We start from the raw sequence: 12,769 nt of genomic DNA, 5'->3' as shown, positions 1-12,769 counted from the left end.
CGATGCGCAAATGTTTTGAACAGGCTAAAGCCGTATAAAAAACTGCGTAGCAGACATTATCATCTGTTACGCAGTAAAAATCCGTTTTTTATGTATGAGTACCATACCCTGTATTTGTTTTTATATGTTTTTCATATACAGTCAGAAAACGTTAGTAATATTCTTCTTCGCCGCCGTCATCGTAATAGTCTTCGTCTCCGCTTCCGTCTGAATAGTCCTCTCCGGAACCGTCCTCGCCGCTTCCATCTGACATATCGCTGCCTTCACCGGAGCCCTCCTCACTGCTGCCGTCAGATATGTCACTTCCGTCTCCGCCTTCTGAAGCAGTTTCCGCATTGAGAAGCGGACCGTCATAACCTGCTACCAGTCCCTTCGACAGGCTGCTGTCCCAGAAATCTGCATAAGACGCATTCTGAAGCTCCACACCCTTGGCCTTTGCAAGCTCACTGACTGTCATCAGCTTATATCCCTTTTCCGTCAGCTGAGGAATGATCTGAAGAGCAGCCTGTACGGAAGTCTCATGGATATCGTGCATCAATATAATGGAACCGTCTGTCAGATCTCCGTTCATAACTGCATCAACAGTTGATTCCACATTTAATGTTTTCCAGTCTAATGTATCCAGAGACCACATAAAGAACGGCTTCTGCACAAGGTCAAATTCTCTCTGATCCGCTGCGCCGTAAGGTGCGCGGGCTACTGTGGCTTTCTGTCCGCAGGCTTTCATCAGAGCCTCGTCTGTTTTCTGAAATTCTTCTATTACAGCTTCATCAGAAATACCCTGAAGTGTTGCCTCCGGATGATCCCAGCTGTGGTTTCCAAGCTCACATCCGATATCCGCCATTCTCTGTACAGTGGATTCCCAGCCTGATACATTCTGTCCCAGCATAAAGAACGTTGCATGAGCATTGTTTTCTTCCAGACAGTCAAGAAGCTGGTCTGTATACTCTCCCGGTCCGTCGTCAAAGGTCAGGGCAATACGCGGCTTATGCTTCTCAGGATTATAGGAACCGTCTTCATTAAAATACAGATCGTCAAATCCCTGACTTACCCATCCGGTCTGTATATACCCATTGTCGTCAAAAGAATATGTCTGTCCGTCGATCTCCTGCATTCCCCCGGCATAATAGGTACGGTCAGAATTCTGATACCATTTTCCGTTTTCGTCTTCGTGCCATCCGGCTGTGAGATCAGACGCCCTAGTAACATGAGAGACACTTGCCAGAGGCATCCGGATGGCCTTTGTTTCGTCTGTGGTTACTTCTTCTTTTGTTCCTGTTGTTTCTGTCTTTCCCTCATCTTCCGTATTATCAGCATCTGCTGCCACCTGCACGGGTTCAGCTGCATCCTTACCGCTGATCTTATTTGCAACGGGCAAAATCACGCCCTTTATGATAAATACTACTACCAGCACCACAGCCAGTACATAACCGCCAAGCTTCATCATTTTGCGGCGTCGAAGCTGCTGCTGCTTTTTGCGCATCCTTTCCTGCAAAACTCTTTTATCCATTGTTTCCCACCTGCTATTATATCAATCTGTCCTTGTTTGTCCTGTCTATCATACTGCATTTTTTACAGAAATACAATAGCGCTCCCCGTGCATTTTCCACATATTTATAAAACTTTTCTAAAATCATCCAGTTTCCTGAAATTCACCTGTCAGCAGAGTGTATCCTGCTGTCCGTTTTCCGGATCGATACAGACCGCAGACATTGTCCTGCCTCTGTCTGAAGATCTTTGAGTTATTCCTGTAAAGCAGCGTCCTCGTCCGCAACGTCCTCATTTGCAGTATTTCCGGCGTCCTCTGTCTGAGTATCGTAAGCGCCTTCTTCTGTTACCGCATCTTCATTTTCTGCCAGCTCATCACCTCCGCCGACCTTCTGGTCTACCTCGGCCTGGTCAACAATAAACTTTTCCACTCTGAGAAGAGCCCGTGTCTCATTTACTTCTCTCTCTCCATAAAGATCCACAACTTCACTGATATCCGTTGCACCGTACTGCTGAAGCAGCTTCTTGTCCAGAGCTTCTGCTTCTTTGTCATCTACGCTCAGATTTTCTTCATCCATAATGTACTGAACGATCAGGTTCTGCTTTACCTTGGCCTCCGCATACTGTCTGCAGTCTTCCTCATATTCTTCTTCTGTAATTCCCTGTGATTTCAGGAATTCGCTCATATCCATCTGTGCCTGCTCAATATACTCGCCATTCAGTTCTTTATATGCTTCTATGGCTGTATCAATATCTTCTTCAGGATATTCTATGATCTCAGAGCTTTCAAAAACCTGGTTCCATGCATCTGCATAAAGCTGATTCTCAGCAGCTTCGTTGACGCCATCCTCAAGCTCCTTCTGAACAGCCGCTCTGTATTCGGCCACAGTTTTGCTGTCTGTATTTGCTGCAACCCACTCATCTGTAAGCTCAGGAGTTCTGCGGATGCTCTGAACAGTCACCTGATATACTGCAGACTTGCCGGCAAGCTCACTGTCATAGTAGTCTTCCGGGAAAGTCAGATTCAGCTCCTTTGTCTCTCCGGCTTTCATGCCGACAATTCCTTCATCAAAGCCGTCTGCCACAGCTCCCTCTCCGATCACAAGATCATAATCCTCTTCCGATCCGCCCTCAAAGCTTTTGCCGTCAATTGTTCCCGTAAAGCTGACTCTTACCTGGTCTCCGGACTGGGCTGTTCCGCCCTTTACTTCCTCTGCCTTATCCTGCAGACGGAATTCAATTTCTGTATCCACCTCAGGATCAGAAACCGGCTCTACGATATTGTTAAGCTTCAGCCCCTTATATTCGCCTACGGTGATATATTTGGAAATATCGCTGACAGACACAAGTCTGACCTCTGTTTTTTCCTCTTCCTGCTTTGTATCTTCTTTCGTTTCCGTCTTTTCTTCTGCTTTGTCCGTTTTCTCTGCGCTGCTTTCTGTTTTTTCCGGGGCAGATTTTTCTGCGCTCTTATCTGAGCAGGCAGACGCGCTGAATACCATACACATTACCAGCATTGCCAAAACTGTTTTTTTCTTCATAAATAGCTCCTTTCTGATGCCTTACGTTCATTTATTCTGTCACATTTCAGGTACCGGAGTGGGTCTTGAAGAATCCCAGACCTCCGACACGTCAAACAGGTCACTGAGCATTTCCGGATTATAATACATTCGGTATCCGTCCAGATTTCTTCTTCCCTGGCGCAGATACTGGTCTGAAAGCTGTACAAAATACTGGCTGGAATCCACATTACAGTAATAATGATATCCTCTGCTCTTATAATACTGAAATTTCGGATTATCGGAGGAATATCCCTCCCAGCCGCCGATATCTGCCCCAAAAGCAAAGATAATGGTATCTGTTTTTCCAAGGATCGGCGCCACATAGGCTTCCCATTTCTCATTATCCGCCTTCAGCTCCTCAGCAGAGGAATCGGTTGCATTTTTGTGTCCCCAGGTATGGCTTGCAAACTCCCATCCATTGGCTTTCATGGCATCTGCAACCTTTTTGGCCGCAGCCACATCTGCCTCATAGTCAAAATCAGGATGCTTTTCCAGAAATTCTCTCTGATTATCCTGAAGATTCTCTTTTGTCTTATAGGCGATATCTGTACGATATCCCAAAACGCCATTATATCCTGTCATTGCGAGAATGCCTTTTCGTCCATGATAGGAAAAATCAGGATGCTGCTTTACAAATTCATCGATCAGAGGCACCATATCATAATTGCCTACCGATACTGTACCGTCATCCTCAATATATTCGTTTTTTACTTCCCCGTTCTCATCCAGAACAAGGCGGGAAGCATATCCGTCCCCATCCATATAATGATAATAGCTCACGTCATCCTGAGACAGTACAAACGGAATCTTCCCCTTGGGAAGCATGATCTTTCCGCGGCTCATGGAGCCGTCCTCATTCACTGTAGCCATATCGTGAGGACTTACCATTACATAGCCCTTGTCATACATGATCTGAATGATCTTGTTGAACTCGTCTATGGTTGTCATAACCTGATTATAACCGCCTGAATCAGAATCTCCGTCAAAAGCTTTGGAAGTATCTTTCACAAGAGTGTGAAAAAACACATGGGTGATCTTTTCAATGGGATATTCCACCAGAGCAGCCCTTGCCACCTGGCATTTTGCGGCTATGTCCATATAGTCTTTGTTTTTTTCAAAGTCCTTCTGGCTTTTCAGAAGCTTGATGGCCTCGTCATAATTGTACTGGGCATACATAATCTTTGCCTGCTCCAGAACAGACTGTGAACTGTTTTTATTTTTTGTTTTCTTCTCTTCTGTTTTCTTTTTATCCTTTGATGCAGACACCGGCATATATGTCTTTGATGTGATTTCCTGCGTGTTTCCGTTCCAAACCGGCATATTTCCACTGCCTGCCGCAACTGCTGCCGCAAGCGTCACTGCCAGAACTGCTTTTTTCATTTATGAGTTTTCCCCTTTCTTCTGTTTCCCCTTCCGGTTCCCTCTGACCGGTATATAAATCCGCCGGACACCCTCATCCGGCGGATGATATATCTTTATCCCATAGGCGGTACAGGAGTCGGTCTGCTTGGGTCAAATACTGCCTTTGCGTCAAAAAGATCTTCCAGAAGCTCTGGATTATAGTACATTCGGTATCCGTCCAGATTTCTTCTTCCCTGGCGGAAATATCTGTCTCTTATCTGCACAAAATACTTACTTGAGTCCACATTGCAGAAATAATTGTATCCCACACTTTTCAGATATTCAAATTTGTCTCCCGAATAATCTTCCTGAGCAGTAAGATCTGTTCCAAAGGCAAAAATAATGATATCTGTTCCGCCGATCAGCGGATCTACATTTTCTTTAAATTTCTCGGTATCAGTCTGCAGATGAGCCAGGTCGATCTGTCCTACATTCTGGTGTCCCCAGGTATGGCTTGCAAACAGCCATCCATTGGCTTTCATGGCGTCTGCCACCTTCTTGGCCTCTTCCCGTTCTTTTTCCAGACTGAAATCCGGATGTGCGTCCAGCCACTCCACCTTGTTGGCGTCCAGATCATCCGGCCGTGTCTCGTAGCTGATGTCTGTTCTGTATCCAAGGATTCCATTATACCCCGTGAGAGCTACGATGCCCTTTGCTCCCCTGTAGGAAAAATCAGGATGCTGCTCCACAAACCGGTCAATCAGCGGCACCATGTCATAGTCGCCTACCGAAACTGTTCCGTCATCCTCCACATATTCATTGCGAACCTTGCCTTCATCATCCAGCACAAGCTTTGTGGCATAGCCGTCTCCGTCCATATAATGATAGTAGCACACATCATCCTGAGACAGGACAAACGGGATTTTTCCCGGAGGAAGAAGAATCTCTCCCGGAGTTACATTTCCGTTCTCGTCAGCAGTTGCCATATCTTTGATGCTGACCATAACATACCCCTTGTCATACATGGTCTGGGTGATCTTGTTAAACTCATCTATGGTCGTCATAACCTGATTGTAGTCGCCTTCTTTATAATCACCGTCAAATGCCTTGGCCGGATCCTTGATCAGCGTATGATAAAAAACATGAGTCACTTCTTCCAGAGGCCAGGATACGCAGGCTGCTTTTGCCTCCTCATATTTCTTCACAGCAGCCTGAAAATCCGCATTCTTGTCATAGCTGCTGTCGCTTTTGAGAAGCTGTACAGCCCCGTCATAATCATACTGGGCTGCCTTCAGATCCGCCTCTGCCAGAAGGTCTGTCTGCGCAGAAGCCTCTGCTGCTTCTCCCCCGCCTTTTTTGTTTTCATCTTTATTGGAAACTATGCCGGAACCGCTGCTTTTTGTAATGACAAAACGTGTGATCCCGCTGACTGCGCCAACTACTACAACAAGGGAAATCACTGCTGTGGCGCCCAGAACCGCCAGCTTCTTCCGGCGCTCCCTTTTTTGCCTGCGCAGCCTTCTCTCCCTTCGCATCTCACGGAAATATTCGTCACGTTCCTCTTCGGTCATGGCCTCCAGCTGCCTGTCCCTCTCGTCCTTATTTTTCTCACTGTGCATATTTCTCTTTCCCCTGCCTCGCTCTTCCATAGTAACTCCTGTCCATTATTTTTCTGTAATTTTTAATATACCCAATGTAAAATCCTTTATTCCGGTATCACAACAGTCAGGAAATTTTACTGTTCACTCCTTTCCCGGAAGCCTGGTCAAAGTATCCTGCAATTTACATTCGATGATGGTATTTTTCCTTTATTTTTCGGTTTTTTATCAATACATCTTATGAAATATTGCCTGTGAACAGCTGCCAAAAATCGTCAAATTATGTCACTTTGCTTATTATAACTTTTTATCCGTATAATTTCCACTGTTTTCCCCTAATATAAACTAATTTCTTATAATTTTTATCTAAACCGTTTCTCCTGGATCTCCATTCGGGATTTTGCTGTGATTTTGCCCGAAACTGTTTGCCTTTTAACAGGATTAATGATAAAATATACTTCACATGACAGGAATTCTCTCTGAAGGACATGTATGTCCGCCTGTATCTGATTTTAAGAGGGAAAAATATACATATTGAGGAGGGTATTTATGAATACACTTACTATCGTCCTGCTTGTCATCCTTGTTGTTCTCGTCGGCGTACTGATTGCCCTTTATTTTTTTGGGAAAAAGGCTCAGAAAAAACAGGAAGAACAGCAGGCACAGATTGAAGCTGCAAAACAGACTGTTTCCATGTTGGTAATTGACAAAAAACGACTTCGCATAAAAGAATCCGGTCTCCCGCAGATGGTGATCGATCAGACACCGAAGATGATGCGTCGTACCAAACTGCCTATCGTCAAGGCCAAGATCGGTCCGAAGATTTCTATTCTGATAGCAGATGAGAAAATTTACGAACAGATTCCTGTAAAGAAAGAAGTAAAGGCTGACATCAGCGGTCTGTACATTGTAGGTGTACGCGGTATCCGCGGTCATCTGGATGCGCCGCCGGCCAAGAAAAAGGGCTTCTTTAAAAGAATGTTCAGCAAAAAAGACTAAAAAACACGAGACAGCTGTAAGAATTTTCCTGCAGCTGTCTCGTATTTTATTTACAGTACAAAATCCTTTGAATCGGCAGGCTGCGCCTGCACAGAAAGATAGCAGTCCGCCACATGCTCTTCATTCATGTCAAGGGCATAATCAACCTTCATGTTAATGTTATTGTCACTTTCATTCAGTTCCATTCCGGTAGCAACAATTCCCATCTGAAGCGTTCCGAACGGAGTGGTATAAAAGGTCATATTCTTTTTTCCCCGCTCAAATACCATATGTACATTAACCAGCCCCTGTTTCCTGACTTCCATGCCCTGGGGGGACATTTTTATGTAATTTATCGTAGGCTCTGAGCCTTCATCCAGAATTTCCTCATATCTGAGATAATGGCTTCCGTTGCGAAAATAATACTGGCCGGGTACAACAAGCTCTATGGGCTCCTGTTCTTCTCCCACTTCCATCATCTGAAGTCCCCGCACATGTATGAGTACATTTTTATCCATAAATGCCTCCTAATATTTTTCAATGTCGATCTTTTTTGTCATTTCCACATCATAGGGAAGAATCGAGCCTGCAAATGCCCGGAACTTTTCCGCAAGGTCACTGACATAAAAACGATATGGAAATTCTTCTGTTTTCCCTCCTGTATTAAGGAGTTCCTTTTTTTCAAGAAGAGAACGAAGTTCCAACGCAGTCTCATAAGCCGGATTGACCAGACGTACTTCCTCCCCCATAAATTCCCGGATCACAGACCGGATAAGCGGATAATGGGTACAGCCCAGGATCAGTGTGTCCACGTCTTTATCTTTAAATTCCTGAAGATATCTGGCTGTAACCTCTGCAGTAACCGGATCGTGAAGCCATCCTTCCTCCACCAGAGGAACAAACAGGGGACAGGCTTTGCTGATCACTGTGATCTCCGGATCCAGTTTTTTCAGATAAGATGCATGGATGCCGCTGTCCACAGTTCCTACGGTGCCGATCACACCCACTCTCTTATTCTTTGTTTCCGCTGCAGCAACTCTCGCTCCGGGTTCTATCACTCCCAGAATGGGAACATCAAATTCATCCCTCACTGCCTCAAGGGCAAAAGCACTTGCAGTATTGCAGGCGATCACGATTGCCTTAACCTGCTGCTCCATAAGAAAATGAATGATCTGTCTGGAATACCGGATAATATTTTCTCTGGACTTCCCTCCATAGGGTACTCTGGCTGTATCTCCAAAATATACGATTTTTTCTGACGGCAGATTCCGCATGATCTCACGGGCAACTGTCAGTCCGCCCACTCCGGAATCAAATACACCTATGGGTGCGTCTCTGTCTGGCTTCATAAATATAAGTCTCCGTTTCTGCACTGGTGGGACTGCGGAACTTTTCCGCAGTCTCTGGTTTTTATATCATATCACCATTCCAGCACTTCCGCAAGCCAGAAGGAAATCTTTCGGGTGCTGTCTCCTCTTCCCTCTGAAAAGCAAAATTCCGGATACATGGTTCCCCACCATGCAGAGGCAGCCGGATACTCCGGCAGCCTGAATCCTCCTGCCACCAGAATCGCAGCAGCCATTGCAGCAAGTATTGAAACCGTCAGACGGTTTTTTCTGTCTCTTAACCATTCCATTAGTCTGTACCTCCAAAATTGTTCCTGTTCACAGCATTATCATCTGTGAACCTCTGACCAGAATTCACTATTCAGAGTATAGACAATTTACGGCTTTCTATTCCGGTAAGATACCTGTTTTTAAAGGTTCTCAGCTCTTTTCCAGATATACCTGCAATTCTCCGTTTTCCATAATGATACGTGGAATTTCCACAAGAGCGCCGCTCTCATACCACTGATGATAAACCTGCCTTAATGTCACCCCGTCTTTCTGCTGGGACGGCAGACGGTTTTCCAGAAGCCCGGTAAGATATTCTCCCGCAGAGGTTCCTCCGCTTTCCCGTGATAGCACTGCTTCCGGGTCTTCTGTCCGGAAAATATAAACATTTTCACCAACAAAGGGCTCTTCCTTAAGATATTCCATAAATATTTTCCAGCCTTCCCCTTCCAGAAGTCTGTCTCCCATAATGATCACCTGCAGATGGCTCATATCCAGATATTTTTCCTGAGAGCGGTCATAGATCCTTTCTATTTCGTAAAAATCACTTCCTGTTATAGAAAGCACAGTCTCACTTCCTGACTCCTCCTGTTTCTCCTGCCCGGTAGCCTGAGGAAGATCCGGCATTCCATAAATAAGAGAAAACCCTGATTCTTCACTGTTTACTCCCAGTGCAAGAGGATACATTCTTTTTTCCGGCTCTATGGCTGCACAGCCGCTGAAAAACACCACGAAGCAGAGGCCGGCTGCCAGCGCTACTTTTTTCTGTCGCCTGCGGTTTCCTCTCAGTGCCATAAACACCTGGATCAGAAGCAGACCGGGAACAAAGATGCGGCTCAGATAAAAGTCAAAGATTTGCCGGATTCCCATTCCCTGAAATTTTATCAGGGACAGCCCGAAGATCACGGCTGGCAGCCACAGTTTCCCGCTTCCCATACGGATCCGGTCGAGGATCCTGTGTCCGTAATGGAACAGACTGCCCAGAGCAAACAGAAGACTGTATAAAAGAAATCCCATCCACAGTACATCAAATCTTGCCAGTACATTTCCAGGAAGATCTGCCCCTGCCAGAAGGGGAAGAACCGGATATGCTTCATTTCTGAATCTCTGCCATCCAAGCACTGACGGGATCAGTACAAGCATTCCCATCAGGATCCCTCCCAGAGTAACAATTCCGAGGACCACAGGCTTTCCTGCAGTGCCCCTTTTTTCTACATCCTTCAGAAGAAAGGGCAGAAGCCCGATTCCGGAAAATGCCGCAAGGATTCCATAACAGCTTTTTAAAACCTCTTTTCCCTGCAAAACAAAAGCTTCTGTCATTTCTGTAAAATATTCCGGCGTGATCTGCCACAGACAGAGAACCATCATCAGTAAAACTCCGCCCAGAAGAACGCCGCCTGACACTTCTGCCATTCTTCCTCTTCTCTGCATACCTTTATGGGTTCCAAAGCTGCAGACCGCTGCCGCCAGAAAAGAAATCACAATTCCCGGAATACCGGTGATCAGAACAGCCGGAACCAGCTCCTCCATCAAATCCAGAAGATATGCGCCTGTCAGCGCCACATAGCTCAGAAAAAACGCTCCTATGATCCTGCCGCCTGCGGCTCCAAAGGTTTTAACCGGATCCGTGTACCAGGGCGTCAGTCTTCTCAGAAAAAAGCTGTAGATCACCAGAAGCACCATAGCAGCTGCCACTCCCACAATCCCTGATATCCCTGTGACGCGGTTTTCTCCGGGAAGACACAGAAGAAAAGGAGCCAGAAACGCCAGAACCATCTGTCGGTACAGCTGTCGGTGCGAAATTCTGTTATTTTCTGCAAATTTCATGATTTTTCCCTCCTTTTCAGCCTCAGACTCTGTTCCTGTCTGGCATAAAGAGGGCGGATCCGGCGCTTACGGAAGGGAAGCCTCAAAATCCCATCCCCAACATCCTTTATGGGAGATTTTTTTACAAAAGGCAGAAGATAGGGAATTCCAAAGCTTAACAGTCCTGACAGATGAACCGCCGTCAGGTAGATTCCCAGCACAATGCCAAAGATCCCCAGATATCCTCCCAGAAACAGAAAAACATATTTCAGAAGCCGGAAAGCAGAGGCAAACTCCTCATTTGGAATCACCATTCCCCCCAGGGCCGTAAGGGCTACGATCATCACAACAATCGGACTTACCAGATTTGCGCTGACAGCCGCCTGTCCGATGATCAGGCCTCCTACGATTCCAATGGCATTCCCCAGGGAACCGGGAACACGGACGCCTGCCTCCCGTATCAGTTCAAAGGAAAGTTCCAGAAACACAAGCTCCACAACACTGGAAAAAGGCACTCCCTCTCTGGCTTCTGCAAAGGATAATAAAAGGTTTGTGGGAAGAATCTGAGTGTGAAACCGTATCACTGCCAGATAAAGTCCGGGAAGCAGTACTGCAGTCATCAGCGCCAGATAACGCAGAACTCTTAAAAACGATGCCATTTCAAAATGATGATACCAGTCCTCGCTGCTTTCCATAAATCCGTTAAAGGAGCTTGGAAGAATCAGGGCATAAGGCGTATTGTCACAGATCACTACGATTTTTCCGTTAAGAAGCTCCTGAGCCGCCCGGTCCGGCCGCTCAGTTGTCTGATACTGGGGAAAGGGCGAATACCAGGCCTCCTCAGTAAGCTGCTCCAGCATTCCGCTGTCCAGGATCCCGTCGATTTCAAATTCCTCCAGACGGTCTTTGACAGTCTGCAAAAGCTCCTGGTGAACCAGATCTTCAATATAAAGAAGCTGAATCACAGTATTTGAACGGACCCCTATGCTCATTTCCTCTACCTTCATTCTTGTATCCCGGAGCCGTTTCCGCACAAGGGCCGAGTTTGTTTTAACAGAATCGGAAAATCCTTCTCGGGAACCCCGGAGAACCTTTTCTGTTTCTGCTCCCGACACTCCCATATTGGGATAACCCTTGCTGGAAATTTTCATGGCGTGGTCATAGCCCTCCATAAAAAAGACAGCGTTTCCTGCAAGCAGGGCAGCAAAAGCGTCCTCCATGTACTCGAATTTTTTTACATCTGCAATTCCCAGACTGTTATTTCTCATAAACTCCTGGATCTGTTCCGGTGAACTTTCCCAAAAATGATTTATCATTTTCCCCAGAGCCGAATCGTCCAGCATCATATTGGAAACTGCTACCTCAATATATACCATAAGACAGTCTGTTTTTCCCACAGTTCCAAGACGCATGGGACGAATTAAAATATCCGCGCAGTTTCTGCAGCGTTCTCTTATATATGTTTCATTTTCCTTCAGACTGGAAGAAATTTTTGTTTTTCCCATATACAACTCCTGCTAAATAGTCTGCAAAAAAGAGAACCGTTCCTCTTCTTTTTCCCGCATCTCTCCCTTTACAGAATAAAAAAGAGAGATACCATCTGTACCTCCCTTAGAATAACCATATTTTTCAGTTTTATTTACCGGAAACTGTCTTTTCCCTGATTTCCGTCTCCTCCCGTATGGAACACACAATGGCCTCTCTCTGATTTTCTATATGATGGAAAGAAATCTCCTGAGCCTTTTTTACATCTCTTGCCCGTATCGCCTCATAAAGCTCTTTATGCTCCCTGACCAGAAGATTCCTTGTCTCCTCATCTTTCAGATACTCTACACGATATCTGTAGATCTGTTCCCGGAGATTGTTCAGCACCTGGTTCAGACGGCGGTTGTCTGAAGACTGATAGATCACCTCATGAAAAGCCACGTCTGCCTCTGCAAGCTTTACCAGATTCCCCTCTGCCATTGTTTTTTCAAACTCCTCTGCAGCATCCCAGAGCTGTGCAAGCTGCTCTTCGGTCATACGGGCGCAGGCCTTTTCTATGGAAAGATTTTCAAGGGCAATGCGAACCTCCAGAACATCATTGAGATCCTTTTCTGTAATATTTGCAACCTGAGCGCCTCTTCTGGGTATCATCACCACCAGACCTTCCAGTTCCAGTTTCCGCATGGCTTCACGAACCGGAGTCCTGCTGACTCCCAGACGGTCTGCCAGGGCAATCTCCATCAGTCTCTCTCCCGGCTTCAGCTCTCCCTTGAGAATTGCCTTGCGCAAAGTATTAAATACAACGTCTCTCAACGGCAGATACTCATTCATATCAACAGAAAAATCATTCATCCTTTGTATTTCCTCCTTATCACTGATGTCTCCGGAATATCTGAAT

The 12,769-nt window shown here is 45.9% G+C and carries 11 protein-coding genes; 1 reads left to right on the top strand and 10 read right to left on the bottom strand.

The window, feature by feature from the left end:
• Nucleotides 1-151 precede the first annotated feature (151 nt).
• The 4 genes from QVP40_RS01025 to QVP40_RS01010 form a co-directional block, all read right to left on the bottom strand.
• On the bottom strand, nucleotides 152-1,510 hold the full coding sequence (locus tag QVP40_RS01025; protein ID WP_022066657.1) for a polysaccharide deacetylase family protein: 1,359 nt from the start codon (nucleotides 1,508-1,510) through the stop codon (nucleotides 152-154).
• 232 nt (nucleotides 1,511-1,742) lie between these two features.
• Nucleotides 1,743-3,029: a trigger factor gene (gene tig / locus QVP40_RS01020; protein ID WP_022066656.1), complete on the bottom strand. Its 1,287-nt coding sequence runs from the start codon at nucleotides 3,027-3,029 to the stop codon at nucleotides 1,743-1,745.
• A gap of 39 nt (nucleotides 3,030-3,068) precedes the next feature.
• A complete protein-coding gene (locus QVP40_RS01015; RefSeq protein WP_022066655.1) occupies nucleotides 3,069-4,430 on the bottom strand; it encodes a polysaccharide deacetylase family protein in 1,362 nt (453 codons plus the stop codon).
• Nucleotides 4,431-4,525: 95 nt separating this feature from the next.
• Nucleotides 4,526-5,926 (bottom strand): polysaccharide deacetylase, encoded by a 1,401-nt coding sequence (locus QVP40_RS01010; RefSeq protein WP_390573304.1) that lies wholly within the window; start codon nucleotides 5,924-5,926, stop codon nucleotides 4,526-4,528.
• A gap of 612 nt (nucleotides 5,927-6,538) precedes the next feature.
• Here QVP40_RS01010 and QVP40_RS01005 point away from each other — a divergent pair.
• Complete coding sequence (locus tag QVP40_RS01005; protein WP_022066653.1) at nucleotides 6,539-6,988, top strand: hypothetical protein; 450 nt, start codon at nucleotides 6,539-6,541, stop codon at nucleotides 6,986-6,988.
• A gap of 50 nt (nucleotides 6,989-7,038) precedes the next feature.
• On the opposite strand, the gene QVP40_RS01000 is transcribed toward QVP40_RS01005, so the two are convergent.
• The 6 genes from QVP40_RS01000 to QVP40_RS00975 form a co-directional block, all read right to left on the bottom strand.
• Nucleotides 7,039-7,485: a DUF1934 domain-containing protein gene (locus QVP40_RS01000; RefSeq protein WP_022066652.1), complete on the bottom strand. Its 447-nt coding sequence runs from the start codon at nucleotides 7,483-7,485 to the stop codon at nucleotides 7,039-7,041.
• A 9-nt stretch (nucleotides 7,486-7,494) separates the two neighbouring features.
• Complete coding sequence (gene murI / locus QVP40_RS00995) at nucleotides 7,495-8,316, bottom strand: glutamate racemase (protein WP_022066651.1); 822 nt, start codon at nucleotides 8,314-8,316, stop codon at nucleotides 7,495-7,497.
• A gap of 71 nt (nucleotides 8,317-8,387) precedes the next feature.
• Nucleotides 8,388-8,603 carry a hypothetical protein gene (locus QVP40_RS00990; protein WP_022066650.1) on the bottom strand — a complete coding sequence of 72 codons (216 nt, stop codon included), beginning with the start codon at nucleotides 8,601-8,603 and terminating at the stop codon, nucleotides 8,388-8,390.
• A 130-nt stretch (nucleotides 8,604-8,733) separates the two neighbouring features.
• Nucleotides 8,734-10,407 (bottom strand): GerAB/ArcD/ProY family transporter, encoded by a 1,674-nt coding sequence (locus tag QVP40_RS00985; protein ID WP_022066649.1) that lies wholly within the window; start codon nucleotides 10,405-10,407, stop codon nucleotides 8,734-8,736.
• Complete coding sequence (locus tag QVP40_RS00980; RefSeq protein WP_022066648.1) at nucleotides 10,404-11,891, bottom strand: spore germination protein; 1,488 nt, start codon at nucleotides 11,889-11,891, stop codon at nucleotides 10,404-10,406. The genes QVP40_RS00985 and QVP40_RS00980 overlap by 4 nt, the downstream gene beginning before the upstream one ends.
• Nucleotides 11,892-12,021: 130 nt before the next feature.
• Nucleotides 12,022-12,723: a GntR family transcriptional regulator gene (locus QVP40_RS00975; protein WP_022066647.1), complete on the bottom strand. Its 702-nt coding sequence runs from the start codon at nucleotides 12,721-12,723 to the stop codon at nucleotides 12,022-12,024.
• Between the last annotated feature and the right edge of the window lie 46 nt (nucleotides 12,724-12,769).

It is taken from the genome of Blautia sp. CAG:257 (genome assembly GCF_000433815.1).
Lineage (GTDB): Bacteria > Bacillota > Clostridia > Lachnospirales > Lachnospiraceae > Blautia_A > Blautia_A caecimuris.
This window is presented reverse-complemented; position numbering and strand designations above follow the sequence as displayed.

Bases quoted from the DNA above. Each gene is read 5' to 3' on its own strand.
- QVP40_RS01005 (WP_022066653.1), top strand. From the start codon at position 6,539: ATGAATACACTTACTATCGTCCTGCTTGTCATCCTTGTTGTTCTCGTC.
- QVP40_RS00990 (WP_022066650.1), bottom strand. From the start codon at position 8,603: ATGGAATGGTTAAGAGACAGAAAAAACCGTCTGACGGTTTCAATACTT.
- tig (WP_022066656.1), bottom strand. From the start codon at position 3,029: ATGAAGAAAAAAACAGTTTTGGCAATGCTGGTAATGTGTATGGTATTC.
- QVP40_RS00975 (WP_022066647.1), bottom strand. From the start codon at position 12,723: ATGAATGATTTTTCTGTTGATATGAATGAGTATCTGCCGTTGAGAGAC.
- QVP40_RS01025 (WP_022066657.1), bottom strand. From the start codon at position 1,510: ATGGATAAAAGAGTTTTGCAGGAAAGGATGCGCAAAAAGCAGCAGCAG.
- QVP40_RS01015 (WP_022066655.1), bottom strand. From the start codon at position 4,430: ATGAAAAAAGCAGTTCTGGCAGTGACGCTTGCGGCAGCAGTTGCGGCA.
- QVP40_RS01000 (WP_022066652.1), bottom strand. From the start codon at position 7,485: ATGGATAAAAATGTACTCATACATGTGCGGGGACTTCAGATGATGGAA.
- QVP40_RS00985 (WP_022066649.1), bottom strand. From the start codon at position 10,407: ATGAAATTTGCAGAAAATAACAGAATTTCGCACCGACAGCTGTACCGA.
- QVP40_RS00980 (WP_022066648.1), bottom strand. From the start codon at position 11,891: ATGGGAAAAACAAAAATTTCTTCCAGTCTGAAGGAAAATGAAACATAT.
- murI (WP_022066651.1), bottom strand. From the start codon at position 8,316: ATGAAGCCAGACAGAGACGCACCCATAGGTGTATTTGATTCCGGAGTG.
- QVP40_RS01010 (WP_390573304.1), bottom strand. From the start codon at position 5,926: ATGCGAAGGGAGAGAAGGCTGCGCAGGCAAAAAAGGGAGCGCCGGAAG.